The 24,564-nt window shown below is 73.4% G+C and carries 23 protein-coding genes; 8 read left to right on the top strand and 15 right to left on the bottom strand.

From position 1 onward, the window contains the following. Position 1 precedes the first annotated feature (1 nt). The 8 genes from R3E88_17125 to phoU form a co-directional block, all read right to left on the bottom strand. Positions 2-1,126: a ferritin-like domain-containing protein gene (locus R3E88_17125; protein ID MEZ4218213.1), complete on the bottom strand. Its 1,125-nt coding sequence runs from the start codon at positions 1,124-1,126 to the stop codon at positions 2-4. A gap of 63 nt (positions 1,127-1,189) precedes the next feature. Beyond that, a complete protein-coding gene (locus R3E88_17130; protein ID MEZ4218214.1) occupies positions 1,190-1,792 on the bottom strand; it encodes a TetR/AcrR family transcriptional regulator in 603 nt (200 codons plus the stop codon). A gap of 53 nt (positions 1,793-1,845) precedes the next feature. After that, positions 1,846-2,817 carry a cation diffusion facilitator family transporter gene (locus R3E88_17135; protein MEZ4218215.1) on the bottom strand — a complete coding sequence of 324 codons (972 nt, stop codon included), beginning with the start codon at positions 2,815-2,817 and terminating at the stop codon, positions 1,846-1,848. A gap of 14 nt (positions 2,818-2,831) precedes the next feature. After that, positions 2,832-4,037, bottom strand: a complete 1,206-nt coding sequence (locus tag R3E88_17140; protein MEZ4218216.1) for a PatB family C-S lyase — start codon at positions 4,035-4,037, stop codon at positions 2,832-2,834. A gap of 60 nt (positions 4,038-4,097) precedes the next feature. Further along, positions 4,098-4,535: an arsenate reductase ArsC gene (locus R3E88_17145; protein ID MEZ4218217.1), complete on the bottom strand. Its 438-nt coding sequence runs from the start codon at positions 4,533-4,535 to the stop codon at positions 4,098-4,100. A gap of 38 nt (positions 4,536-4,573) precedes the next feature. Further along, positions 4,574-5,938: an ATP-binding protein gene (locus tag R3E88_17150; protein ID MEZ4218218.1), complete on the bottom strand. Its 1,365-nt coding sequence runs from the start codon at positions 5,936-5,938 to the stop codon at positions 4,574-4,576. A 27-nt stretch (positions 5,939-5,965) separates the two neighbouring features. Next, positions 5,966-6,646: a response regulator gene (locus tag R3E88_17155; GenBank protein ID MEZ4218219.1), complete on the bottom strand. Its 681-nt coding sequence runs from the start codon at positions 6,644-6,646 to the stop codon at positions 5,966-5,968. After that, the gene (gene phoU, locus R3E88_17160) at positions 6,643-7,326 is read right to left on the bottom strand and encodes a phosphate signaling complex protein PhoU (protein ID MEZ4218220.1); all 684 of its coding nucleotides are present in this window, start codon (positions 7,324-7,326) and stop codon (positions 6,643-6,645) included. Before phoU ends, R3E88_17155 begins: the two co-directional genes overlap by 4 nt. A gap of 242 nt (positions 7,327-7,568) precedes the next feature. Between phoU and R3E88_17165 the strand changes: the two genes are divergently transcribed. The 4 genes from R3E88_17165 to pstB all read left to right on the top strand — a co-directional run bounded on the left by R3E88_17165 (position 7,569) and on the right by pstB (position 12,192). After that, positions 7,569-8,612: a PstS family phosphate ABC transporter substrate-binding protein gene (locus R3E88_17165; protein MEZ4218221.1), complete on the top strand. Its 1,044-nt coding sequence runs from the start codon at positions 7,569-7,571 to the stop codon at positions 8,610-8,612. A gap of 64 nt (positions 8,613-8,676) precedes the next feature. Further along, positions 8,677-10,056, top strand: coding sequence for a phosphate ABC transporter permease subunit PstC (gene pstC / locus R3E88_17170; GenBank protein MEZ4218222.1), 1,380 nt, complete (start codon positions 8,677-8,679; stop codon positions 10,054-10,056). Next, a complete protein-coding gene (gene pstA, locus R3E88_17175) occupies positions 10,049-11,335 on the top strand; it encodes a phosphate ABC transporter permease PstA (protein MEZ4218223.1) in 1,287 nt (428 codons plus the stop codon). Before pstC ends, pstA begins: the two co-directional genes overlap by 8 nt. 5 nt (positions 11,336-11,340) lie before the next feature. Then, positions 11,341-12,192, top strand: coding sequence for a phosphate ABC transporter ATP-binding protein PstB (pstB, locus tag R3E88_17180; protein MEZ4218224.1), 852 nt, complete (start codon positions 11,341-11,343; stop codon positions 12,190-12,192). A gap of 34 nt (positions 12,193-12,226) precedes the next feature. On the opposite strand, the gene R3E88_17185 is transcribed toward pstB, so the two are convergent. Further along, positions 12,227-12,469 (bottom strand): hypothetical protein, encoded by a 243-nt coding sequence (locus R3E88_17185; protein MEZ4218225.1) that lies wholly within the window; start codon positions 12,467-12,469, stop codon positions 12,227-12,229. Between the two features lie 228 nt (positions 12,470-12,697). Between R3E88_17185 and lpdA the strand changes: the two genes are divergently transcribed. Continuing rightward, entirely contained in the window at positions 12,698-14,101 is a 1,404-nt protein-coding gene (gene lpdA, locus R3E88_17190; GenBank protein ID MEZ4218226.1) for a dihydrolipoyl dehydrogenase, read from the top strand. A gap of 32 nt (positions 14,102-14,133) precedes the next feature. Next, positions 14,134-15,072, top strand: a complete 939-nt coding sequence (lipA, locus tag R3E88_17195) for a lipoyl synthase (protein ID MEZ4218227.1) — start codon at positions 14,134-14,136, stop codon at positions 15,070-15,072. 15 nt (positions 15,073-15,087) lie between these two features. Here the strand turns inward: lipA and R3E88_17200 are convergent, their stop codons facing one another. The 3 genes from R3E88_17200 to R3E88_17210 all read right to left on the bottom strand — a co-directional run bounded on the left by R3E88_17200 (position 15,088) and on the right by R3E88_17210 (position 18,469). Beyond that, positions 15,088-15,591 carry a hypothetical protein gene (locus R3E88_17200; GenBank protein MEZ4218228.1) on the bottom strand — a complete coding sequence of 168 codons (504 nt, stop codon included), beginning with the start codon at positions 15,589-15,591 and terminating at the stop codon, positions 15,088-15,090. Positions 15,592-15,593: 2 nt separating this feature from the next. Continuing rightward, positions 15,594-17,165 carry a serine/threonine-protein kinase gene (locus tag R3E88_17205; GenBank protein ID MEZ4218229.1) on the bottom strand — a complete coding sequence of 524 codons (1,572 nt, stop codon included), beginning with the start codon at positions 17,163-17,165 and terminating at the stop codon, positions 15,594-15,596. A 143-nt stretch (positions 17,166-17,308) separates the two neighbouring features. Further along, positions 17,309-18,469, bottom strand: a complete 1,161-nt coding sequence (locus R3E88_17210; GenBank protein ID MEZ4218230.1) for a GNAT family N-acetyltransferase — start codon at positions 18,467-18,469, stop codon at positions 17,309-17,311. 84 nt (positions 18,470-18,553) lie between these two features. Between R3E88_17210 and R3E88_17215 the strand changes: the two genes are divergently transcribed. Together R3E88_17215 and clpA are read left to right on the top strand one after the other, a co-directional pair. Further along, a complete protein-coding gene (locus tag R3E88_17215; protein ID MEZ4218231.1) occupies positions 18,554-18,916 on the top strand; it encodes an ATP-dependent Clp protease adaptor ClpS in 363 nt (120 codons plus the stop codon). A 76-nt stretch (positions 18,917-18,992) separates the two neighbouring features. Further along, positions 18,993-21,272: an ATP-dependent Clp protease ATP-binding subunit ClpA gene (gene clpA, locus R3E88_17220; GenBank protein ID MEZ4218232.1), complete on the top strand. Its 2,280-nt coding sequence runs from the start codon at positions 18,993-18,995 to the stop codon at positions 21,270-21,272. Positions 21,273-21,401: 129 nt separating this feature from the next. On the opposite strand, the gene R3E88_17225 is transcribed toward clpA, so the two are convergent. From R3E88_17225 to ispH, 3 genes are all read right to left on the bottom strand, one after another. Continuing rightward, positions 21,402-21,863 carry a hypothetical protein gene (locus R3E88_17225; GenBank protein ID MEZ4218233.1) on the bottom strand — a complete coding sequence of 154 codons (462 nt, stop codon included), beginning with the start codon at positions 21,861-21,863 and terminating at the stop codon, positions 21,402-21,404. Positions 21,864-22,009: 146 nt separating this feature from the next. Continuing rightward, positions 22,010-23,599 carry an MATE family efflux transporter gene (locus R3E88_17230; protein MEZ4218234.1) on the bottom strand — a complete coding sequence of 530 codons (1,590 nt, stop codon included), beginning with the start codon at positions 23,597-23,599 and terminating at the stop codon, positions 22,010-22,012. Then, complete coding sequence (gene ispH / locus R3E88_17235; protein MEZ4218235.1) at positions 23,596-24,558, bottom strand: 4-hydroxy-3-methylbut-2-enyl diphosphate reductase; 963 nt, start codon at positions 24,556-24,558, stop codon at positions 23,596-23,598. Before ispH ends, R3E88_17230 begins: the two co-directional genes overlap by 4 nt. Between the last annotated feature and the right edge of the window lie 6 nt (positions 24,559-24,564).

Raw genomic sequence — 24,564 nt, forward strand, 5'->3', positions numbered from 1 at the left:
GCTAGGCGCGCTTGAAGGTGCGGCCGACGCGCTTGCGCGCGCGGTTGATCTCGCGCAGCTCGGCGATGCCCGCGTCCGCGACGTCCGCGCCCACCACCTCGTCGTCCTCGCTCGCGAGCTCGTCCATGTCGACCCACTGCGCGTACACGGGCTTCGTGCGCTCGGTGATGATGCCCGCCTTGAGCAGCGTCTTGATCAGCACGCGGAAGATGTTCGTGCTGCGCGTCATCGCGGCGCGGCGGTCGGTGTCGCCGAACGCCTCGAGGATGGCGCTGCGCACCCACTGCCACTCGAGCCCGAAGGGCGCGTAGATCGCCTGCTTCTGCTCGGCGTTGACGAGGTTGAAGAGCAGCACCTGGAAGGTGTCGGCCGCCCACTGCTCGACCTTCTCGTGCTCCTCCTCGGTCAGCTTCGGCACGGTGCGGTCGGCCCAGATCTTCCCGAACTTGTGGTGGAAGGCCTCGTCGGTCATCACGAGCTGCACGAGCCGCTTGAGGAGCGGGTCCTCGGTCATCGAGTGCAGCGTCGCGAACGCGCCCATCGCGAGGCCCTCGATCAGCATCTGCATGCCGACGAGCTTCTTGTAGACGAGCGGCGATCGCACGATCTCCGTCATCAGGTTCGCGATCGTCGGCCCCGCCGCGAGCGGCGTGCCGAAGCGCGTGTGGACGTAGCGCGCGTAGGCGGTGACGTGGCGGGCCTCCTCGCGCGCCTGGTTCGCGGCGTACTCCTGGGCGCCGGGGTCGCGGAGGATCTGGCACAGGCTCGCGGAGAGCGAGAGCGCTCCCTGCTCGCCGTGCAGGATCGTCGAGAGCATGAAGCGCGTGCTCTGGTTCGCGAGCTCGATGCGCTGCCGCTCGTCGAGCCGGTCGGCCACCGCGCACTGCAGCTCGACGGTGAACTCGCGCGGCATGAGCAGCTGCTCGGAGAGGTCGAAGGGCTCGGCCTTCGCGAAGTCGACGTAGGCCGGGTCGGTCGGGTCCCAGAAGTGGTCGACGGTCGCCGAGATGATGCCGTCGAACGCGTCCGTGCGGTCCGCGTAGCGGTCGACGTCGATCAGCGACAGGAAGTCGTCGCGGTTCACCGTGTTGTAGATCGGATCGTGCGTGATCTCGAGCTCGGCCATGGCGGGTCTCCTCGAGGGTCGTCGCGCGGCGCGCGAGGCGGCGACCGAAGGCGGAAGGGAAGGTCAGTCCGGCTGCGTTCCGTGCAGCTGGATGCGCGTGAGCGATGCGACGAGGTCCTCGCGCGTCGCGCGCGACGGGTCGGCCGCCCACCACGCGACGACGCGCGCGTACATGCCGACGACCGCCTGCGCGAGCACGCGCGGGTCGACGCCGCGCGGCACGCGGCCGCCCGCGCTGCGCCCCTTGGCGATCGCCTCGGCGAGCGTCTCGAGCACGTCGTGCTCGAGCGCCGCCGCTTCGTGCTCGCCCGAGAACAGCACGCGGATCAGGTCGCGGTTGTCCGCCGCAAAGTCGACGAGCGCGGTTGCGTGCCGCTCGACGGCGAGCGCCGGGTCGGGCACGTCGCGCACGGCCTCGGCGACGCGGGTGCGCAGCGCGTCGAGCGCGTCGAGGACGATTTCGGTGAAGAGCGCCTGCTTGTCCTTGTAGTGCAGGTAGAAGGTGCCGGCGGCGAGGCCCGCGTCGTGTGCGATGTCGTGGGTCGTCACGCTGTGCAGGCCGCGGGTGGCGAAGAGCGCGACGCCGCTCGCGCGCAGCCGCTCGCGGGTCGGGGCCGTGCGCGGTGCGGAGCGGGACGTGCTCTCGATCTCGCTGGTGACGGACATGTCAGCGGCTGACACTACCGTCAGTCGCGGGGCGGGACAAGCCGCCTCGCTGCTCAGCCGCGCCGGGCCGCCGCCGAGAGGTCGGGCCGCGCCGCGGGCGAGCACGCGCTCGTGCAGCCGACGTCGGCGGCGAGGCCGCTCGGCCCGCGCGCCGGCTCGATCTGGATGGTCGCGTGCCCGATCCCGAAACGGTCGGCCAGCAGCCGGTTGAAGCGCGCGAGGAGGGCGGCCCCGTCCGCGCCCGCGCGCGCCACGGCGTGGCACGACAGCGAGACCTCGCCGCTCCCGATCGTCCAGACGTGCAGGTCGTGGACGTCGGCGACGTCGTCGACGCTGCGGAGCGCGTCGCGGATGCGCTCGACGTCGAGGTGCCGCGGCACGGTCTCCATCAGCACGTCGGTCGCGTCGCGCAGGAGCGACCAGGCCGAGACGAGCACGAGCGCCGCGATCGCGACGGAGGCGGTCGGGTCCGCCCACGTCCAGCCGCGCGCCCAGATCGCGAGGCCGGCGGCCATCGCGCCGACGCTGCCGAGCGCGTCCGAGAGCACGTGGAGGAAGGCGCCGCGCACGGCGAGGTTCTCCTCGCGCCCTCCGTGCAGGACCCAGAGCCCGACGAGGTTCACGACGAGCCCGCCCGTCGCGATCGCGAGCATGCCGCCACCCGCGACGGGCGCGGGCGCGGCGAACCGCTCGAACGCCTCGCGCACGATCAGGAGCGCGACCGCGACGAGCGCCGTGCCCTGGACGAGCGCGCCCAGCACTTCGGCGCGCGTGTGGCCGAACGTGCGGCGCGCGTCGGCGGGGCGCTGCGCCATCCACAGCGTCGCGTTCGCGAGCGCGAGCGAGGCGACGTCGGAGAGCATGTGGCCGGCGTCGGCGAGCAGCGCGAGCGAGCCCGTCCACAGGCCGCCCGCGACCTCGGCCACGAGGTAGGCCGCGGAGAGCGCGAGCATCCAGCCGAGCCGCGCGCGCCCCTGCTCGCGCCGGTCGTGCGCGTGCGAGTGGGGGTGCGTGTGCTCGTACATGGGCCCTCCCTCGCCTAGCGTCGCTCGACCGCGGTCGCGAACCGCTCGAGGATCTCCTCCAGGATGGCGCGCGAGGTCGCGAGGTTGAGGCGCGCGAAGCCCTCGAAGCCGCGGCCGAACGCCCGGCCGTCGGAGAGCGCGATGCGGCCGTGCTCGTAGAGGAAGCGCGCCGGCGACGGCGCGAGCCCGAGTGCACTGCAGTCGAGCCACAGCAGGTACGTGGCCTCGAGCGGCGTCGTGACGACCTCCGGACAGCGCGCTCCCAGGTACGCGAGCGCCGTGTCGCGATTCGCGGCGAGGTAGTCGCGCACGGTGTCGAGCCACGGCTGGGAGTCGCGCCACGCGGCGATCGTCGCGTAGATGCCGAGGATGCCGATGCCGCCGCGCACGTGGCGCGGGACGGCGCCGCCGAAGCGCTGCTGCAGCTCGCGCGAGCCGAAGTGCGCGACGGCCGTGCGCAGCCCCGGGATGTTGAACGCCTTCGACGCGGACGTGAGCGTGACGGTGCGCGCGGCGACCTCGGGCGAGAGCGTCGCGAACGGCACGTGTCGGCGGCCGTCGAAGACGAGGTCCGCGTGGATCTCGTCGGTGACGACGACCCAGTCGCGCTCGAGCGCGAGCGCCGCCAGGCGCTCGAGCTCCGCGCGGCCGAACACGCGGCCCGTCGGGTTGTGCGGGTTGCACAGGAGGAGGACGCGCGTGCGCGCGCCCGCGTCGCGGGCCAGCGCGTCGAAGTCGATCTCGAAGCGCGCGTCGCCCGGGCCGCCCGTCCGCACGAGGCGGTTCTCGACGAGCGCGCGCCCCGTCTCGCGCACGGCGGACAGGAAGGGCGGGTAGATCGGCGTCTGGACGACCGCGCCGTCGCCCGGCTCGGAGTACGCGAGCAGCGAGAGGTAGAGGCCCTGCACGACCTCCGAGAGGATCTCGCAGCGCTCCGGCTCGACGCGCCACCCGAAACGCTCGTCCATGCGGGCGGCGAAGGCGTCGGCGAGCCCCGTGTCGCGGAGCGCGATCGCATAGCCGACGTCGTCGGTCTCGAGCGCGCGCTCGAGCACGGCGCGGATCGGACGCGCGAGCGGGAAGTCCATCTCGGCGACCCACGCGCAGAGCACGTCCTTGTCGGGATACGTGTTCCACTTCTCGTTGAGGCGTCGTCCGAGGCGCTCGGCGTCGAGCGCGTCGAGGTCGGCGAACGAGATGCGCGCGTCGGGGGTGGCCATGGACGCGCAGTGTAGCGGCGCGAGCGCGCGCGGCCGTGCGGCGTGCGGCCCGTGCGCGCGCTAGGCGCCGCTCGGGAGCTCGCCGCTCTCGAACGCCTGCCGCACGCGCTCGCCGATCGCGTCGCGCACGCGGCGGAAGCGCGCGAGCTGCGCGTCCTCGCCGTCGCCCGCGTCGGCGGCGGGGTCCTCGAACGGCCAGTGGCGGCGCGCGACCGCGCCCGGGAACACGGGGCAGACCTCGTCCGCGCAGAGCGTCACGACGGTCGCGACGCGCTCCGCCGGCACGGCGTCGATCGGCTTCGAGACGTGCGCCGCGATGTCGATGCCCACCTCGGCCATCGCGCGCACCGCGAGCGGGTGGAGGCGGCCCGGCGCGGAGCCCGCGCTGTGCACGCCGACGCCGGGCGGCGCGAAGCGCCGCGCGAAGCCCTCCGCCATCTGGCTGCGCGCCGAGTTGGCGACGCACAGGAAGAGGACGTCGGTGCGGGGCGGGGGCATGCGGGAGCTCCGGGGTGCGGCGCGCCGCGGCGCGCGGGCTAGGCGCCGCCGCGAGCGGCGTCGGGCGGCGCGCACGGCAGCGTGAACGTGAACGTCGAGCCGCGCCCCGGCTCGCTGTCGACGCGGATGTCGCCGGCCATCGCGTGCACGAGGTGCTTCACGATCGAGAGGCCGAGCCCGGTGCCGCCGAGCGCGCGCGCGCGCGCCTTGTCGACGCGGTAGAAGCGCTCGAAGATGCGCGCGAGATCCTCCTTCGGGATGCCGATGCCGTCGTCCTCGACGGCGATCGAGAGCATTCGCGGGCCGCGGCGCGCGCGCACGCGGATGTGCCCGCCGGGCTCCGTGTACTTGATCGCGTTGTCGAGCAGGTTCGCGACGACGCGCTCGACCGCGCGCGCGTCGGCCCACGCGACGAGCGGCGTCTCGACGTCGAGCGACAGCTCGACGCGGCGCTCGCGCAGCCGCGGCTCGCAGTCCTCGACGAGCGTCTCGCAGATGCGCGCGACGTCGATCTCGCTCGCGCGGATGGGCTCCTTCCGGCTCTCGATGCGCGAGAGCTCGAGCAGGTCCTCGACGAGCTCGCCGAGCCGACGCGCGTTGCGGACGATCGCCTGGAGGGCGCCCGCGATCTCGGGGTGTGCGTCGGCGTTCGCGAGCAGCGTGTCCGCGAAGCCGAGGATCGACGTGAGCGGCGTGCGCAGCTCGTGCGATGCATTCGCGATGAAGTCGCGCCGCACCTGCTCGAGACGCCGCACCTCCGAGACGTCGCGGAAGACCGCGACGGTGCCGACGCGCGGCCCGGTCGCGGGCACGCGCGCCGCGTGCATGAGGAGCGTCCGCTCGTCGCTCCCGACGCGCGCGAGCTCGCGCACGACGAACGACTCGGAGCGGCTCGCCTCGCGCAGCGCCGCGTCGACCTCGGCGCTGCGGATCACCTCGAGCGGCCGGCGCCCGTCGACGTCGCCCCACACGCCGAGCATCTCGCGCAGGCCGCGGTTCGCGAGCGCGATGTGCCCGTCCTCGTCGAGCACCAGCACGCCCTCGACCATCGCGGCGAGCACGGCCTCGAGCTGCTCGCGGCCCTCGCGCGCCTCGTCGAGCGCGCTCCGCAGGCGGGCGACGTCGCGGTCGATCGCGAACGCGTCCGCGCCGATCGCGCCCGCGGCATCGGGACGCTCGCGCCGCTCGCCCTCGCCGCGCAGCTGGAGCTCGACGCCCTCGCGCAGGGCGGCGATCGGCGCGCGCACCGAGCGCGCGACGCCCGCGCCGAGCGCGCCGGCGAGCGCGAGCGCGAGGCCGAGGGCGAGCCACGCCGGGGCGCCGAGCGCGCTCGCGCCGACGGCGACGAAGGCCGGAAGGCCGGCGGCCAGGACGCAACGTGCGGTGAGGCTGAGGCGCGGCACGCGCGGGGGAGCCCTCCGGGCGCCGGGCTACTCGGCGAAGCGGTAGCCGACGCCCCGGATCGTATCGATCGCGTCGCTCGCGGGCCCGAGCTTCTCGCGCAGCCGCTTGAGGTGCGTGTCGATCGTGCGGAGCGTGACGCTGATGTCCTCGCCCCAGACCCGGTCGATGAGCTGCTCGCGCGTGAGCACGCGCCCCGGGCGCTCCATGAGCGCCTGCAGGAGCCCGAACTCCTTCGCCGTGAGCGACACCTCGGCGCCGTCGACCTCGCAGCGGTGGCGCTCGACGTCGAGCGTGAGCAGGCCGTGCGCCAGCCGCTGGCTCGGCGTCGCGTCGCCCGCGCCGCGGCGGAGCACGGCGCGCACGCGCAGCACGAGCTCGCGCGGGCTGAACGGCTTGGTGACGTAGTCGTCGGCGCCGAGCTCGAAGCCGACGACGCGGTCGACCTCCTCGCCGCGGGCCGTGAGCATGATGACGGGGACGTCGCGCAGCTTCGGGTCCGAACGGAGCTCGCGGCAGACTTCGGTGCCGGAGCGGTCGGGCAGCATCAGGTCGAGGACGACGAGGTCGGGCGGGCTGCGGCGGATGGCGGCGAGGGCCTCCTCGCCGTTCTCGGCCGTCGAGATCTGGTAGCCCGCCTGGGCGAGGTTCATGCGGACGAGCTCGAGGATGTCCGGCTCGTCGTCCACGACGAGGATGCGTGCGGTCACGTGCGTCGGTCTCCGGCGCGTTCCAGCTTCTCGCGGTGCTTCAGGTTGCGCGCTTCCGCGATGAGGATCACGTCTTCGGCGATGTTGGTAGCGTGGTCGGCCACGCGTTCGAGGTTCTTTGCGATCAAGATCAGGTCGATTTCCTGTGAAGACAGCTCCGGGTGCGCCGCGATCTCCGCGATCGCGTCCCGGATGACCCGGCTCTCGCTCGCGTCGATCAGGTCGTCCTGGTCGAGCACGCGGCGCGCGCGTTCGGGGTCGCCGTCCGCATAGCAGTCGAGCGCGCGCCGCAGCAGGCGCGTGCACTCGCCGGCGAGCTGGTCGAGCTTGCCCGGCAGCTCGATGCGCGGCGCGGCCGCGAGGCGCGCCGCGCTCTTCGCGATGTTGCGGGCGAGGTCGCCGACGCGCTCGAGGTCGGTCGCCACGGACTTCGTCGCCAGCACGAAGCGCAGGTCGGTGGCGACGGGCGCCTTCGTCGCGAGCAGCTCGAGGACGGCCGCGTCGATCGCGACGTCGAGCCGGTCGATCTCGAGGTCGTCCTCCTGCACCTCCTTGCAGAGGAGCGGGTCGGCCGTGGCGAGTGCGCGAAGGCTCTTCGCGACGATGGCCTCGGCGAGGCTGCCCATCCGCAGCGCGGTCTCGCGCAGCGCTTCGAGATCCCGATCGACGATTCGCGGCATGGATTCTCCGACGGCCCGCCGTCGCCGCGCGCGCACCGGCGTCGCGTCGCGAGCGGGAAATAGCCACGGGGGGTGGCGATTCGATGACGGGAGGTTGGCGAGTTCGCGAAGCTCCCTCGCCACGGAATCGTAACACGAGCTTCACGATCGACGCGCACGCGGCCCCTATGTTGCGCCCGCGCCGAGACCCCCTCCGGCGCCTGACAACGGAGTGCCTCGCTCCGTCCCTTCGGAGATCACGAATGCGCAACGGGTCCTTCTCGATCGCCTCCCTCGTCGCGACGGTCGTCGCGGCCGCCGCGCTCGCGGCTCCCGCCCAGGCGCGCGACCAGATCCGCGTGGTCGGGTCGTCGACCGTCTTCCCGTTCTCGACCGCCGTCGCCGAGCAGTTCGGCCGCACGTCCGACTTCCCGACGCCCGTCATCGAGAGCACCGGGTCGGGCGGCGGCTTCAAGCTCTTCTGCGGCGGAGTCGGGCTCGAGCACCCGGACGTCGCGAACGCGTCCCGGCGCATCAAGGCGTCCGAGGTCGCGACCTGCGCGGCGAACGGCGTGACCGAGATCGTCGAGGTCGAGATCGGCTTCGACGGGATCGCGATCGCCAACGCGAAGCGCGCGCCCCGCTACCGGCTCTCGCTCGAGCAGATCTTCCGCGGGCTGGCGAAGCAGGTGCCGGTCGACGGGAAGCTCGTTCCCAACCCGTACCACCGCTGGAGCGAGGTCGATCCGTCGCTCCCCGACGAGCCGATCGAGGTGCTCGGGCCGCCGCCGACGTCGGGGACGCGCGACGCGTTCGTCGAGCTCGCGATGGAGGGCGGAGCGAAGGCGATCCCGATGCTCGCCGAGCTGCGCGCGAAGGACGAGAAGGCGTTCCAGGCCGTCGCCCACGCGATCCGCGAGGATGGCGCCTACGTCGAGGCCGGCGAGAACGACAACCTGATCGTCCAGAAGCTCGAGGCCAACCCGCACGCGCTCGGCATCTTCGGCTTCTCGTTCCTCGACCAGAACGGGGACAAGGTGCAGGGGAGCGTCGTCGAGGGCGCGGAGCCGACGTTCGAGAACATCGCGTCGGGACGGTACGTCGTGTCGCGCTCCCTCTACTTCTACGTGAAGAAGGCGCACGTCGGCGTCGTGCCCGGCCTGCGCGAGTACGTCGCGGAGTTCACGAGCGAGAAGGCCGTGGGCGACGAGGGATACCTCGCCGACAAGGGGCTGATCCCGCTCCCGGCCGAGCGCCGCAAGGCGGTGCGCGAGTCGGTCGCCGTGCTGAGCCCGCTCTCCCTGTGACGAATTCGGGAAGCGGCGGGCCGCGGGGTTGCGCGGCCTGCCGCTCCCGTTCACGTTGGCACGGATGACCCCGATCCTGCTCGTCGCGGTGGCCTTCCTGGCCGGCGCCGCCTTCGCGTGGGGGCGGTCGACGGCGCTCGCGGCGGCGGGGGGCGACGCGCGGCTGCTCCACTCGCGCCCCGGCTACTACGGCGCGTTCGCGGCGCTGTGGTGCGCGCTGCCGGCGCTCGCGATCGCGGTCGGGTGGCTCGCGGTCGAGGGCCGCGTGTTCGACGCGCTCGCGCTCCGCTCGGCGCCCGCCGCGGTGCTCGACCTCCCCGACGAACGGATCGACCGCTTCGTGAGCGACGTTCGCCAGCTCGCGTCGGGGGGCGCCGTGTTCGGGACGCCGACGCCCGAGGTCGAGGCCACCGCGAAGGCGCTCCGGTCGTCCGAGCGCACCGCGCACGGCGCCGTCGCCGTCGCGGCGCTCGCGGTCGCGCTCGCCGGCCTCGCGGCGGCGCGCGCGCGCATCGGCCCGGCGTTCCGCGCGCGCGCGGCGGTCGAGCGCATCGCCATGCGCGCGCTCTGGGCCAGCTCGACCGTCGCGATCCTCGTCACGATCGGCATCGTGCTCTCGCTCGTGTTCGAGGCGGCGCGCTTCTTCGCGAAGGTGCCCGCGACGGAGTTCCTGTTCGGCGTGCACTGGAGCCCGCAGACGGCGCTGCGCGCCGACCAGATCGGCTCCTCGGGTGCCTTCGGCGCGGTGCCGGTCTTCTGGGGAACGCTGCTGATCACGGCCATCGCGATGAGCGTCGCGGTGCCGATCGGCCTGATGGCCGCGGTCTACCTGTCGGAGTACGCGGCGCCGCGCACGCGCGCGGTGGTGAAGCCGCTGCTCGAGATCCTCGCCGGCGTTCCGACCGTCGTGTACGGCTTCTTCGCGGCGCTGACGGTCGGGCCGGCGCTGCGCGCCGTCGGCGAGGCCCTCGGGATGCGCGTCGCCTCGGAGAGCGCGCTCGCCGCGGGCCTCGTGATGGGCGTGATGATCATCCCGTTCGTCTCGTCGCTCTCCGACGACGTCATCAACGCGGTGCCGCGCTCGCTGCGCGAGGGCTCGTACGGTCTCGGGGCGACGCAGGCGGAGACGATCCGGCAGGTCGTCCTGCCCGCCGCGCTCCCGGGCATCGTGGCCTCCGTGCTGCTCGCCGTCTCGCGCGCGATCGGCGAGACGATGATCGTCGTGATGGCGGCCGGACTCGCCGCGAACCTGGCGTGGAACCCGCTCGAGGCCGTCACGACGGTGACGGTGCAGATCGTGACGCTGCTCGTCGGCGACCAGGAGTTCGACAGCGCGAAGACGCTCGCGGCCTTCGCGCTCGGTCTCGTCCTGTTCCTCGTGACGCTCTCGCTGAACGTCGTCGCGCTCGCGGTCGTGCGGCGCTACCGGGAGCAGTATGACTGACGACGTCCACCGCACGGCCGAGGCCGCGGCGCGGCTGAAGCGACGCTATGCGGCCGACCGGCGCTTCCGCGCCTACGGACTCGCGGCCATCGGCGTCGCGGTCGGCGCCCTCGTCCTGCTGCTCGGCACGATCGCCCACGACGGTGCGGGCGCCTTCCTCGACTGGGAGGTCGCGCTCGACGTCGCGTACGACCCGGACGCGCTCGGGGTGCCCGCCGGCGGATCGACGGAGGAGCTCGGACGCGGCGACTTCGCCGCGCTCGTGAAGCGCGCCCTGCGGGCCGAGTTCCCCGACGTGACGGCGCGCTCCGAGCGGCGCGAGCTCGACTCGCTCGTGAGCAGCGGCGCCGCGTTCGTCCTGCGCGACCGGCTGCTCGCCGATCCGTCGCGGCTCGGGCGCGTGGAGCGCGTGTGGCTCCCGCTCGACGACGAGGCGCAGCTCGTGCTCGACGGCCACGTCGACCGGGACGCCGCGGAGGCGGAGCGCCGGGTCTCGGACCGGCAGCTCGCGTGGCTCGACGCGCTGCGCGACCGAGGGCGTCTCGAGCACGGCCTCGACACGTTCTTCCTCACGAACGGCGACAGCCGGGAGCCGGAGCTCGCGGGCGTGTGGGGCGCGCTCGTGGGCTCGCTGTGGACGATCGCGGCGACGCTCTTCCTGTGCTTCCCGGTGGGCGTCGCGGCGGCCGTGTACCTCGAGGAGTTCGCGCCGCGCAATCGCTTCACGGACTTCGTCGAGGTCAACATCAACAACCTCGCGGCCGTTCCGTCGATCGTGTTCGGCCTGCTCGGGCTCGCCGTCCTGCTGAACTTCCTCGGGCTGCCCCGCTCGGCGCCACTGGTCGGAGGCACGGTGCTCGCGCTGATGACGCTGCCGACGGTGATCATCGCGTCGCGCTCCGCGCTCGCCGCGGTGCCGCCCTCGATCCGCGAGGCCGCGCTCGGCGTCGGCGCCTCGCCGCTGCAGGTCGTCGCGCACCACGTGCTTCCGCTCGCGATGCCGGGCATCCTGACCGGGACGATCATCGGGATGGCGCGCGCGCTCGGCGAGACGGCGCCCCTGCTGATGATCGGCATGGTGGCGTTCATCGCGGACGTCCCGGACGGCCCCGCGTCGCCCTCGACGGTGCTTCCCGTGCAGATCTACCTTTGGGCCGACAGCCCCGAGCGGGCCTTCCTCGAGAGGACGTCGGGCGCGATCCTCGTGCTGCTGATGTTCCTCGTCTCGATGAACCTGACGGCGGTCGTCCTGCGCAGCCGCTTCGAACGACGTTGGTAGCCCCCATGTCCACTGCAGCCCCCGACGTCGCGGAGACGCGCTCGCCCGAGCGCGCGGAGCGCGTGGGCGAACGCCCCGCCGCGGCCGCCGCCGAGAAGCCGGAGGTCAAGGTCGCCGCGCGCGGCCTCGACGTCTTCTACGGCGACAAGCAGGCGCTGTTCGGCGTCGACCTCGACGTCTTCGCGAACCAGGTGACCGCGCTGATCGGCCCGTCGGGCTGCGGGAAGTCGACGTTCCTGCGCTGCATCAACCGGATGAACGACGTGATCGAGTCGTGCCGCACGAGCGGCGTGGTCATGCTCGACGGCATCGACGTCCGCGACCCGTCGATCGACCCCGTCCAGCTGCGCGCGCGCGTCGGGATGGTCTTCCAGAAGCCGAACCCGTTTCCGAAGTCGATCTACGACAACGTCGCCTACGGTCCGCGCATCCACGGCCTCGCGCGCACGCGCGCCGAGCTCGACGAGATCGTGCACACGAGCCTCGAGCGGGCCGGGCTGATCGCGGAGGTGATCGATCGTCTGGGCGACCCGGGCACGGGCCTGTCGGGCGGCCAGCAGCAGCGCCTGTGCATCGCGCGCGCGATCGCAGTCAGCCCCGAGGTGATCCTGATGGACGAGCCGTGCTCGGCGCTCGACCCGATCGCCACCGCGCGCATCGAGGAGCTGATCGACGAGCTGCGCGAGCGCTACACGATCGCGATCGTCACGCACTCGATGCAGCAGGCCGCGCGCGTCTCGCAGCGCACCGCCTTCTTCCACCTCGGCGTGCTCGTCGAGGCGGACGACACGACGCGCGTCTTCACGAACCCGAGCGACGAGCGCACCCAGGACTACATCACGGGGCGGTTCGGTTGATCGGTGCGCGCGCGTCGCGCGCGCCGGGCCGCGTTCAATCCCAGATGCGGTGGGCGATCGGCAGCATCGCGAAGCAGAAGCCGATGAACGCGCCGGCGAGGACCTGGCGCACGAGGCCGAACGACTCCGGGAACAGACCCGTGAACGGCGCCGCCGCGCCGCACGCGATCGTCGCGACGATCAGGAACACGGCGCTTCCCGGCTGCGCGCGCCAGTAGCGCAGCCACGGGTTCTCGCGGTCGTAGCGCACCTCCGGCGGCGGCGGTGTCGTGTCCACGTCGGTTTCCTCCGGCTCGGTGGCGCAGGGGATAGCAGGCCGCGCGCGCTCTCTCACGCGGCGACGCGCGCGACGACGCTCTTGGGGTGTTCCTCGGAGCCGTGCCGATGCGCGCTCAGGTCGCGCGCGACGAGCGTCGACACGGGCGGGTCCGCGCCGCGCGGGCGCGCGCACGCGGGCGCTATGCTGCGCGCGGCGACGGCGCACCGGAGCCGGAGCGAGGGGGCCATGGCAGATACTTCCTTCGACGTGGTGATCATCGGCGGCGGGCCGGGCGGCTACCCGGCCGCCATCCGCGCGAGCCAGCTCGGGCAGCGCGTCGCGCTCGTCGAGCGCGAACACCTCGGCGGCATCTGCCTCAACTGGGGCTGCATCCCGACGAAGGCGCTGCTCCGCAGCGCCGAGATCCACCACCTGCTCCACCGCCTCGACGAGTTCGGCCTGGCCGCCGACAACGTGCGCTTCGACGTCGAGAAGGTCGTCGCGCGGTCCCGCAAGGTCAGCAAGAAGCTCTCGATGGGCGTGAAGCACCTGATGAAGAAGAACTCCGTCACCGTGTTCGACGGGCACGGGCGGCTCGCCGGGCCGGGCAAGGTCGCGGTGACCGCCGCCGACGGCGCCGTCACCGAGCTGTCCGCCGGCAAGACGATCCTCGCGTCGGGTGCGCGCCCGCGCGTGCTGCCCGGGCTCGAGCCCGACGGGCGCTTCGTCTGGACGTACAAGGAGGCGATGGTGCCCGACAGCGTGCCGCAGCGGCTGCTCGTCGTGGGCTCCGGCGCGATCGGCATCGAGTTCGCGAGCTTCTACAACGACCTCGGCGCGCAGGTGACGGTCGTCGAGATGCTGCCGCAGGTGCTGCCGGTCGAGGACGCGGACATCGCCGCGCACGCGCGCAAGCAGTTCGAGAAGCAGGGCATGACGATCCACACGGGCGCGACCGTGTCGTCGCTCGACCACGGCGACGGGGAGGTCGTCGCGACGATCGACCTCGGCGGCGGCCAGACGAAGGAGGCCGCGTTCGACCGCGTGATCCTCGCCGTCGGCATCGTCGGCAACGTCGAGGAGCTCGGGCTCGAAGGCACGGCCGTGCGCGTCGAGCGCACGCACATCGTCACCAACGCGTACTGCGAGACGGACGAGCCGAACGTGCTCGCGATCGGCGACGTCACGGGGCCGCCGTGGCTCGCGCACAAGGCGACGCACGAGGGCGTGCTCGCGGCCGAGCGCGCGGCCGGCGTCGAGGGACTGCACCCGCTCGACCCGACGAACATCCCCGGCTGCACCTACTGCCGGCCGCAGATCGCGAGCGTGGGCCTCACCGAGGCGAAGGCGCGCGAGAAGGGCTACGAGCTGCGGATCGGCAAGTTCCCGTTCGTCGGGAACGGCAAGGCGATCGCGCTCGGCGAGCCCGAGGGCCTGGTGAAGACGATCTTCGATGCGAAGACGGGCGAGCTGCTCGGCGCGCACATGGTCGGCGCCGAAGTGACGGAGCTGATCCAGGGCTACGTCGTCGCGCGCACGCTCGAGACGACCGAGGCGGAGCTGATGCACGCGGTCTTCCCGCACCCGACGCTGTCCGAGATGATGCACGAGTCCGTGCTCGACGCGTACGGCCGCGCGCTCCACGTCTGAGTCCGAGACGCGCGGAGGAGCCCTTGTCGGACCTGCTCCAGATCGAAGGGCACGGCGCCCCGGGGACGACGCCGGCGGGCGCCCGCCCGCAGCGTCCGCCGTGGCTGCGGGTGCGGCTCTCGGCCGACCCGTCCGTCGGCGAGACGCGCGCGCTCATGCGGCGCCTCTCGCTCCACACGGTCTGCGAGGAGGCGGCCTGCCCGAACATCGGGGAGTGCTGGTCGCAGCGCCACGCGACGGTCATGGTGCTCGGCAGCGTGTGCACGCGCGCCTGCGCGTTCTGCAACGTCGCGACCGGGAAGCCCGACGCCGTGGACGCCGACGAGCCCGCGCACCTCGCCGCGGCCGTCGGCGAGCTGCGCCTGCGCCACGTCGTCGTGACGTCCGTCGACCGCGACGATCTCGCCGACGGCGGCGCCGCGCACTTCGCGAGCTGCATCGAGGCCATCCGCGCGGCGGCGCCGGACACCACGATCGAGGTCCTGACGCCCGACTTCCGGCGCAAGGAGGGTGCGGTCGAGGTGGTCGCCGCGGCGCGGCCCGACGTCTACAACCACAACCTCGAGACCGTGCCGCGCCTCTATCGCGACGTCCGGCCCGGCGCGAGCTACCGCGCATCGCTCGACGTGCTCGCGCGTGCGAAGCGCGCCGACGCGGCGGTGTTCACGAAGAGCGGGATCATGGTCGGGCTCGGCGAGGAGCCGGACGAGGTGCTCGCGCTGATGGACGACCTGCGCGCGGTCGACTGCGACTTCCTGACGATCGGCCAGTACCTGCAGCCGACGCCGCGCCACGCGCCGATCGCGCGCTACGTGGAGCCCGCCGAGTTCGATCGCTATGCGGATGCGGCGCGCGAGAAGGGGTTCCTGCTCGTCGCCGCGTCGCCGCTCACGCGCTCCTCGTACCACGCGGGCGACGACTTCGAGCGCCTGCGCGCCGCGCGCGCGGCGCGGCTCGCGGCGGCGCGCTGAAGCGCGCGCGCGCGATCAGTCCTCGACGAGGAAGGTCGCGCGCGAGTCGAAGTTCCCGTACTTGCTCTTGAACTCGCTCTGGAGCGCGTAGACGCCCGGCTCGGCGCTCTGCGGCAGCGTGATGAACGAGTCGACGATCCAGCGGCCGGGCTGCAGGTCGCGCTGCGTCGACTCGGTGAGGATCGCCTTCCCCTTGTAGAGGATCCGCGTGTAGAGCGTCCCGGACACGACCTGCGTGTCGTCCTTCGGGCACATCACGTACTGGAGGCGGTGGTTGAACTCGTCGCCCGGGCTCACGCGCTCGGGCAGGAGCTCGGTCTCCTCGACCTGGAAGAACGGAAGCGGGCGCTTCTCGCAGTGGTACTCGTCGGCGATGTCGTCCGGGAATCCGCGATTGTGCTCGCCCGGCTCGCGCAGCTCGAGCTGCATGCGGACGCAGCCGGCTCCGAGCAGGCCGGCGAGCGCGGCGACGGCGAGCGCGCGCGTCGCGCGGGCCCAGGTCGTTCGGCGGGGATGCATCGTCAGCGCCATCGGATCTCCCATCTGCTCTCTTCGCTTCCGCCCGCGGCGGGCGTCTCGTCGTTCGCGCGCGATCGCGCGCGGTTCGCGCGAGTCGCATCGGCCGGCGGCCGGCGGCGCGACGTCGCGCGCGCGGCCCGCCGACCCGGCGCGGCCTCGGATCGGTCGAACCCCGCGTCCGCTTTTGCCTCGTTCGCGGCTCCGACGGCCGGCGGCGTCGATGCGCCGGGGTCGGCATCGGCGAGCGGGGCGATCGGGCTCGGTTCCGGCGCGCCGTGCGGCGTGCTCGCCGGCGCGAAGAGCGACGCTGCGAGCGCGGCGCGGGGGGATGCCGCCGACAGCGAGGCGAGGGGCGGTGTGGCGGGGGCGAGCGGGGTGCGGAGCGGCCGGATGGCGGTGGAGTGCGCTCCCGCCGCGGCCCGGGCCGCGAGGCCCGCGGGCTCGACCACCACGAGGTCGAGTCCGAGGAGCGCGCCGAGGGCGAACCCGGCGAGCACGAGCTGCGGGCGGCCGGCGAACGCGCCGAGCCGCGCGAGGCGCTCGAGCGGCAGCAGGGTGGGGCGCGCGGTCGGCGGCGCCTCGTCGGCGGGCTCGGCGTCGATCAGCTCGGCCTCGATCAGCGGGAGCTCGCTCGCGATCGGCGATCCCTCGGCGACCTCGGTCGGCGCCTCGAGCTCGAGCGCGTCGTCGGCATCGAGGACGCGCTCGCGCGCGCCGGGCGGGCGCGTCGGCCAGTGGAGCGGGCCGTCGGCCCAGCTGTCGTGGCCGAGCGGAGCGAGCGCTGCGCGCATCTCGGCCGCCGACTGGAAACGGTCGTCCGCATCCTTCGCCAGCGCGCGGCGCAGCACCTCGTCGAGCTCGCGCGGGAGCTCGGGCATCCGGTCGCGGAGCGGCGGCGGCGGCGTCTCCACCTGCGCCTTCATCACCTGGTACTCGCTGCGCGCGCGGAAGGGTGCGCGGCCGGCGAGCAGCGCGTAGAGCAGGATGGCGAGCGAGTAGAGGTCGGAGCGCTCGTCGGCGTCCTCGCCGCGGATCTGCTCGGGCGCCATGAACTCGGGCGTTCCGATCATCTGGCCCGCGCGCGTGTGGCGCGCGCCGCCGAGCACGCGCGCGATCCCGAAGTCCATGATCTTGAGCGTGCCCGAGGCGTCGAGCATCAGGTTGGCGCCCTTGATGTCGCGGTGGATCACGCCGCGCCCGTGCGCGTAGCCGATGCCGGAGAGCGCCTGGAACGCGAGCCGCAGCGCCGGCTCGAGCGCGAGCGGCCCGCGCTGCCGCAGCAGCGCCGAGACCGTCTCGCCCTCGACGTACTCCATCACCATGTACATCGAGCCGGCGTCGTGCGTGAGCGCGTAGAGCGTCGCGATGTTGGGATGGTTCAGCCGTGCGAGCGTCTGCGCCTCGAGGCGGAAGCGCGCGACCAGCGTCTCGCGCGCCGCGAGCTCGGGGCGCAGGCGCTTGATCGCCACGTTGCGCTCGAGCGACTCGTCGAAGGCGCGGAACACCTCGCCGATGCCGCCTTCGCCGAGGCGCTTCTCGATGCGATAGGGACCGATGCGGTCGCCCGGCTGCACGCCGCCCTCCGCCGCGCACCCGCGCGCTGCCGCGCACCGCATCGGCCGCGGCGCGCTCGGGCTGAAGGGAGGGGAGGGAAACTCCCGAGGATCGGCGCCGAGTTGCGGCGACGGTCGCGCGCGAGGCGCGCGCTCGCGCGCGCTCAGGCCGTCGCGGGCTTGAGCGCGCTCTGCTCGTGGAGGTGCTCGATCGCGCGCGCGGCGTGCATGCGCTCCTGCTCGAGGAAGCGCGCCACGGCCGCGTGCAGGCGTTCGTCGAGGAAGCGGTGCGCGCTGAAGGTCGGCCGGGCGTCGAAGCCGCGCACCTGCTTGTACTCGCCGCCCGCGCCCGGCTCGAAGCGCGCGAGCCCGCGCTCGATGCAATGCTCGATGCCCGCGTAGTAGCAGACCTCGAAGTGCAGGTTGCGGACGTGGTCGGCCTCGCCCCAGTAGCGGCCGTAGAGCGCGTCGCCCTTCGCGACGTTGAACGCGCCCGCGACGGGCGCGCCGTCGCGCCGCGCGACGACGAACACGAGGCGCTCGCGGAAGCGCTCGCGCAGCAGGTCGAAGAAGGCGCGGTTCAGGTACTGCCGGCCCCAGTAGCGAGCGCGGATCGTCGAGAGGTAGAACGCGTACATCGGTTCGAACAGTGCGTCGTCGATGTCGCCGTCCGCGTGCACCTCGACGCACACGCCCTGTGCGCGGACGTCGCGCCGCTCGCGTCGCACCTGGTTGCGACGCTTGCTGCGGAAGCGGCCGAGGTAGTCGTCGAAGTCGGCGTAGCCCTCGTTGTGCCAGTGATACTGGATGCCGACGCGGCGCAGGAAGCCGGCGCGCTCGAGGCCCGCGGCCTCGGCCTCGCGGCAGAAGTTGACGTGCACGCTCGAGAGGCCCGACTCGGCGGCGATGGAGACGAGCGCCTCCGCCATGGCGGCGCGCAGCGCCTCGGCCTCGGCGGCGCCGAGCGCGGGGTGCACGAGCAGCCGCCCGCCGGTGACCGGCGTGAAGGGGGCGCCGACGAGCAGCTTCGGGTAGTACGCGAGGCCGGCGCGCTCGGCGGCGTCGGCGAAGGCGTGGTCGAAGACGAACTCGCCCTCGCTGTTCGACTTGGCGTAGAGCGGGCAGGCCGCGACGAGACGATCGCCGCGAAAGGCGACGAGCGGGCGCGCCTGCCACCCGCTGCGCGCGCCGAGGCAGCCCGCGTCCTCGAGCGACGCGAGCCACTCCCACTCGAGGAAGGGCGAGTCGTCGGCGACGACGGCGTTCCAGGCGACGCGATCGAGCGATGCGACTCCCGGCGCGATCTCGATGCGGACGTCGCCCATGCGCGCAGTCTAGCCGCGCGCGCGATCGCGACCGGCGCGGGCCGCACGGTCGCCCGCCCGGGCCGGGCGACTTATTCTCCGCGCATGTCGAGCGACCCCGGACAGCCCGGCGGCGGCGGTGGCGTCCCCGGCGGCCCGGGACGGGATCGAGAGCGCGAGGGCGGCGTCGCGACGGCGACGCGCCGCAAGGTGGAGCGCCCCCGCCGCTACAAGGTGCTGCTCTACAACGACGACTACACGCCGATGGAGTTCGTCGTCCAGCTGCTCGAGCGGGTGTTCGGGAAGACGCCGTCGGCCGCGACGCAGCTGATGCTCCAGATCCACCGGAGCGGGTTCGGCGTGGCCGGTGTCTTCGTGCTCGAGGTCGCCGAGACGAAGGTGAGCACGGTGCACCGGCTGGCCGAGGAGCGCGGCTACCCGCTGCGCGCCGGCGTCGAGGCGGAGTAGGGCGGAAGCGGAGCATCGGGTCGCGGGCGGGCGCACGGCGCCCCCGCGCGACGGCGAAGGAGCCAGGCGCGAGCGCATGAGCCGGATCGGACGCGAGCTCCAGATCACGCTGCAGACGGCATACCGCGAAGCGGTCGCGCGTCGGCACCCGTACCTGACGGTCGAGCACCTGCTCTACGCGCTGCTCCACACCGAGGCGGGCGCCGACGCGCTCGCGCATGCCGGTGCCGACGTCGACCGCCTGCGCGCCGAGCTCGAGCGCTTCTTCGACCGCGACCTCGAGGCGGTTCCCGGGGACGATCCCGTCGAGGCGCAGCAGACGCTCGCGTTCCACCGCGTGCTGCAGCACGCGGTCGACCACTGCGAGGGCGCGGAGAAGGACGAGGTCGAGCTCACGGATCTGCTGGTGGCGATCTACCAGGAGCCGGATTCCTTCGCGGTCACGCTGCTGCGCGGCCAGCAGGTGACGCGTCTCGACCTCCTGCAGTGGATCTCGCACGGGGTCTCGAAGCGCCGCGACGGCGCCGACGCGGGCGAGGGAGACGCGGCCGCCCTGTTCGGGCGCGCCGACGAGGACGGCGAGGTGCCGTCGGACCCGCTCGCCGCGTTCACGACGAACCTCTCGGCGAAGGCCGCGGCCGGCGAGCTCGACCCGTTGATCGGCCGCGGTCGCGAGCTCGATCGCACGCTCCACATCCTCGCGCGCCGCCGCAAGAACAATCCGATCTTCGTCGGCGAGACCGGCGTCGGAAAGACGGCGCTCGCCGAGGGGCTCGCGCTGCGCATCCACGAGGGCCGCGTGCCGGACGATCTTCGCGCGAGCGAGATCTTCTCGCTCGACCTCGGCGCGCTGCTCGCCGGGACGCGCTATCGCGGCGACTTCGAGGCGCGTTTCAAGGCGCTCACGAACGCGCTGCAGCAGAAGGAACGGCCGATCCTCTTCATCGACGAGATCCACACGATCCTCGGCGCGGGGTCCGCGCAGGGGACGACGGTCGACGCGTCGAATCTGTTGAAGCCGCTGCTCGCGTCGGGCGCGCTCCGCTGCATGGGCTCCACGACCTACCAGGAGTACCGCCACTTCGAGCGCGACCGCGCGCTCTCCCGCCGCTTCCAGAAGGTCGACGTCGAGGAGCCGAGCGCGGAGGAGTGCGTGCGCATCCTGCGCGGGCTCGCGCCGCGCTACGAGGAGCATCACGGCGTCCGGTACACCGCCGCCGCGCTCCAGGCGTGCGTCGACCTGTCCGTGCGCCACGTGAACGATCGCTTCCTGCCCGACAAGGCCATCGACGTGATGGACGAGGCGGGCGCCGCCGTGCGCCTTCGGCCGTCGGCCCGGCCGCGCCGCACCGTCGGCGTTCGCGACATCGAGCAGGTGGTCGCGCGCATGGCGCGGATCCCCGTCGAGCGCACCGCGACGGGCGATCAGACGCGCCTCGCCGCGCTCGAGGAGACGCTGCTCGCGAGCGTCTTCGGCCAGGATGCCGCCGTGCGCTCGGTCGTTCGCGCGGTGAAGCGCGCGCGCGCGGGCCTCGGCGGCGTCGACAAGCCGACCGGGTCGTTCCTGTTCACCGGCCCGACGGGGGTCGGCAAGACCGAGCTCGCGAAGCAGCTCGCCGCGGCGCTCGGCGTGCCCTTCCTGCGCTTCGACATGAGCGAGTACATGGAGAAGCACGCGGTGTCGCGGCTCATCGGCGCGCCGCCCGGCTACGTCGGCTACGACCAGGGCGGCCAGCTCGTCGAGGCCGTGCGCAAGCACCCGCACGCCGTGCTGCTGCTCGACGAGATCGAGAAGGCGCACGGCGACATCTTCGACGTGCTGCTGCAGGTGATGGACCGCGCGACGCTCACCGACAACCAGGGTCGCGAGGCCGACTTCCGCCACGTGACGCTGATCATGACCTCGAACGCCGGCGCGCGGGATCTGGCGGCGCGCGCGATCGGCTTCGGCGGCGGCCGGCGCGGCGACGGCTCGCGCGACATCGAGCGCATCTTCAGCCCCGAGTTCCGCAACCGCCTCGACGAGATCGTCGCCTTCGGGCACCTCGGCACCGAGGTGATGGGCCGCGTCGTCGACAAGCTCGTGCGCGAGGTCGAAGGGCAGCTCGCCGAGCGGCGCGTGGCGATCGAGCTCACGCCCGCGGCGCGCGCGTGGCTCGCGCAGAAGGGCTACGACCGGGAGTTCGGGGCGCGGCCGCTCGCCCGCGTGGTGCAGCGAGAGCTCAAGGACCCGCTGGCCGACGACGTGCTGTTCGGCCGTCTCGCCCGCGGCGGGCGCGTCGTCGTCGACGCGCCGGACGGCGCCGACGCACTCCAGTTCGCCTTTCCCGATGCGGAGGATGCCGCGCCCGCGTGATGCGCGGCGGCGCGCCCGCCCCCGACGAGAAACGCGGGGATCCGCGATGCGGATCCCCGCGCCCCCCGCTGCGCGACCGCGCGACCTGCGCGGCGCACAGCGCCTCGGATCGGGCGGCTCGACCGGCCGCTAGCGGCCGTGGTGGCCGCGGCCGCGCGGGTCTCGGCGGTCGTAGCGATCGTTGCGGTCGTGCCGATCGCGGCGGTCGTACCGACCCCCGTGGTCGTGATGATCGCGGGCGATGCGATGGCCGCGCTTCCATCCGCGGTCGTGCTCGCAGCCCGCGTAGTGGCGGTGCGAGACGACGACCGCGGCCGGGCGGTGGACGTGCGGGCGAACGGGTCGGTAGTGGACGTCGCGAACGATCAGCGGGAGCGGCGGCAGCAGGACGCGCGCGACGGTCGCGACGTCGTGCGCGGCGATGCGGCCGAGCTCCCGCTCGAAGGCGTTGGCGAAGTCGTTGCGCGCCGCGGCCGGGTTGGCGAATGCGAGCGCGAACGCGCCCACCGCGACGGCGCCCGCGAGCGCGCTCGCGCGGCTCTTCGGGAACGCCTTCTTCGAACGACCGAAGCTCGTGTGCGTGGACTCCATGACGATCTCCTCCGTCGCGCTCGGCCCGCCGCCCATCGGCGCTCCTGGCGCGATCGGCGGCCTCCGACGCCGCGCTCCGCGCTCGATTCAGCGCGTCGAAGACTTTCTCGAAGAAGCCGGGAAATCGCGGAGATGGAGCGCTCGGCTCAGGCGCGCGCCCGCTCGGGCTCGACGGCGAGCCAGCGCCCGCGCCGGAAGGTCGTCCACAGCACGGCGGCGCGTACGGCGTGATCGACGAAGATCGCGAGCCATACGTACAGGATGGGAAGCTCGAGCCAGATCGCGCTCACCCACGCGAGTGCGAAGCGCAGCACGTTGCTCGTCGTCGCGGCGACGAGCGGCGTCAGCGTGTCGCCCGCGCCGCGGTGCGCGCCCGCGAGTGTGAAGTGCAGCTGGAGGAACGGCTGCGTGAGCGCGAGCACCATCAGGAACGGCCCGAGCTGCGCGACGACGGACGCGTCGCCCGTGAACCAGCTGGCGTAGACGTCGCGCAGGAGGAAGACCGGCAGGCCGACGGCGATGGCCGTCGCCACTGCCAGTCGCGCCGACGCGAGGCCGGTCGCCATCGCGCGCGCGGGGTCGCGCGCGCCGAGCGCCTGCCCGACCAGCGTCGAGCACGCCTGCGCATAGCCCGTTCCCGGGATCCACGTGAGCGACAGGAGCGGCACGCCGATCGCGTAGGCCGCCACTGCGACCGTGCCGAAGGCGTGGCTCAGCACGCTGAAGTACACGGTCTGGCTGAGCGTCATGACGAGCCGCTCGACGATGCCCGGGAGCGCGATGCGCGCGACCGTGCGACGCAGCGCGCTCGCGCGCGTCCAGTCCGCGCGTCGCAGACGCACGGGCGAATCGGAGGGTTGTCGCGCCAGGGCGAAGGCGAAGAGCGCGACGCCGACGGATTGCGACAGCAGCGACGCCACGCCCGCGCCCGTCAGACCGAGCTTCGGTGCACCGAGCAGGCCGAAGATCAGGATCGCGTTGCCCCCGAGCTTGACGACCGAGATGCCGGCCGCGACGCGCATCGGCGTGAGCGTGTCGCGATTCGAACGCAGCGCGCTGTCGACGACGAGACAGAACGTGAGCATGAAGCTCGAGCTCAGCAGGCAGTAGAGGTACGGGAGCGTGAGCTCGACGACCTCGGGCGCGGCGCCGAACAGCACCGGGAGCGCCGGGCGCGCGACCGCGAAGAAGAACGCCATGAACAGGCCGGCGACCAGCAGGCCGACCTGCAGCGACGCCGCGAAGGCCGCGCGCGCGCGGGCCGGCGCCCCGGCGCCGATCGCCCGCGACATCGCGGCGACGCAGGCGAAGCCGACGGCGAGCAGCGCCGACTGCACGAGGAAGAAGAACTGCGTGGCGTAGGCGGCCGCGGCGAGCACGCGCGCGGCGTCGGCGCCGCCGTCGAGCCAGCCGAGCATCGAGCGGTCGACGATGTTGCCGAGGCTCGCGAGCCCGAGCGACGTCATGACCGGCCACGACAGGCGGAAGAGCTCGCGCGCGGCACCGTCGCGTTCGCCGCCCGCGGCCGCGGCGACGAGCCGGCCCGAGACCGAGCCCTGCGCGGCGAGCGTGGCGGCCGGCGTGGTCGGGCCCGCGTCCGGGTCGCCGAGCTCTTCGAGATCCTCCTCGACGTCGCGGACGGCGCCGGCGACGTCGGGCTCGCGGAGCTCGTCGTCGCCGCCCGCGCCCCCGCCTCCGAGCGCGCCGGCGGCGCGCTGTTCCCGGCGAGGGCTCACTCGGCGCGCAGCTCGGGCGGGATCTTGAACGTGACGCCTTCGTCGACGTGGTCGAGCGAGCCGATCTCGCACTCGCCGACCAGCTCCGCGAGCCGGCGCACGACCTGCTGCACCAGGAACTCCGGCGACGACGCACCCGCCGTGATCCCGACGCACTGCACGCCGTCGAGCCACGCCGGGTCGATCTCGTCCGCGTCCTGGATGCGGTGGCTGCGCGCGCCGCGCTTCGCGGCGACCTCGACCAGCCGGTTCGAGTTGGACGAGCTCGGCGCGCCGACGACCAGCACGAGCTCGGCGCGGCGCGCGAGCTCCTTCACCGCGTCCTGCCGGTTCTGCGTCGCGTAGCAGATGTCGTCGCGCTTCGGCAGCGCGATCGTCGGGAAGCGCCGCGCGAGCGCGTCCATGATCTCGCGGGTGTCGTCGACCGAGAGCGTCGTCTGCGTCACGCAGCCGAGCCGATCGGGGTTCGCGACCTCGAGGCGATCGACGTCCTCGACGGTCTCGACGAGCACCATGCGGTCGGGCGCCTGGCCCATCGTCCCCTCGACCTCGACGTGGCCCGCGTGGCCGATCATCACGATCTCGTAGCCCTCGGCGACCATGCGCTTCACCTCGTTGTGCACCTTCGTGACGAGGGGGCAGGTCGCGTCGATCGCGGCGAGGTCGTTGGCCGCCGCGCGGTCGCGCACCGCGGGCGAGACCCCGTGCGCGCTGTAGATCATGTGCGCGCCGCGCGGCGCGTCGTCGGGCTCGTCGACGAACACGGCGCCCTTCGCGCGCAGGTCGTCGACGACGTGCTGGTTGTGGACGATCTCGTGGCGCACGTAGACGGGAGCGCCGAATCGATCGAGCGCGCGCTCGACGATCTCGATGGCGCGGTCGACGCCCGCGCAGAAGCCGCGCGGGCTGGCGAGCACGATGCGGAGGGGGCGGGCGCAGTTCGGGGGCCGTGCGGACATCGGCGG

The sequence above is a fragment of the Myxococcota bacterium genome, assembly GCA_041389495.1.
Classification (GTDB): Bacteria; Myxococcota_A; UBA9160; order UBA9160; family UBA4427; genus JAWKRT01.

Excerpts from the sequence above, each read along its gene's own strand:
- R3E88_17125 (MEZ4218213.1), bottom strand. The coding sequence starts at position 1,126 with ATGGCCGAGCTCGAGATCACGCACGATCCGATCTACAACACGGTGAAC.
- R3E88_17130 (MEZ4218214.1), bottom strand. The coding sequence starts at position 1,792 with ATGTCCGTCACCAGCGAGATCGAGAGCACGTCCCGCTCCGCACCGCGC.
- R3E88_17135 (MEZ4218215.1), bottom strand. The coding sequence starts at position 2,817 with ATGTACGAGCACACGCACCCCCACTCGCACGCGCACGACCGGCGCGAG.
- R3E88_17140 (MEZ4218216.1), bottom strand. The coding sequence starts at position 4,037 with ATGGCCACCCCCGACGCGCGCATCTCGTTCGCCGACCTCGACGCGCTC.
- R3E88_17145 (MEZ4218217.1), bottom strand. The coding sequence starts at position 4,535 with ATGCCCCCGCCCCGCACCGACGTCCTCTTCCTGTGCGTCGCCAACTCG.
- phoU (MEZ4218220.1), bottom strand. The coding sequence starts at position 7,326 with ATGCCGCGAATCGTCGATCGGGATCTCGAAGCGCTGCGCGAGACCGCG.
- R3E88_17165 (MEZ4218221.1), top strand. The coding sequence starts at position 7,569 with ATGCGCAACGGGTCCTTCTCGATCGCCTCCCTCGTCGCGACGGTCGTC.
- pstC (MEZ4218222.1), top strand. The coding sequence starts at position 8,677 with ATGACCCCGATCCTGCTCGTCGCGGTGGCCTTCCTGGCCGGCGCCGCC.
- pstA (MEZ4218223.1), top strand. The coding sequence starts at position 10,049 with ATGACTGACGACGTCCACCGCACGGCCGAGGCCGCGGCGCGGCTGAAG.
- pstB (MEZ4218224.1), top strand. The coding sequence starts at position 11,341 with ATGTCCACTGCAGCCCCCGACGTCGCGGAGACGCGCTCGCCCGAGCGC.
- lpdA (MEZ4218226.1), top strand. The coding sequence starts at position 12,698 with ATGGCAGATACTTCCTTCGACGTGGTGATCATCGGCGGCGGGCCGGGC.
- R3E88_17200 (MEZ4218228.1), bottom strand. The coding sequence starts at position 15,591 with ATGCATCCCCGCCGAACGACCTGGGCCCGCGCGACGCGCGCGCTCGCC.
- R3E88_17210 (MEZ4218230.1), bottom strand. The coding sequence starts at position 18,469 with ATGGGCGACGTCCGCATCGAGATCGCGCCGGGAGTCGCATCGCTCGAT.
- R3E88_17215 (MEZ4218231.1), top strand. The coding sequence starts at position 18,554 with ATGTCGAGCGACCCCGGACAGCCCGGCGGCGGCGGTGGCGTCCCCGGC.
- clpA (MEZ4218232.1), top strand. The coding sequence starts at position 18,993 with ATGAGCCGGATCGGACGCGAGCTCCAGATCACGCTGCAGACGGCATAC.
- R3E88_17225 (MEZ4218233.1), bottom strand. The coding sequence starts at position 21,863 with ATGGAGTCCACGCACACGAGCTTCGGTCGTTCGAAGAAGGCGTTCCCG.
- ispH (MEZ4218235.1), bottom strand. The coding sequence starts at position 24,558 with ATGTCCGCACGGCCCCCGAACTGCGCCCGCCCCCTCCGCATCGTGCTC.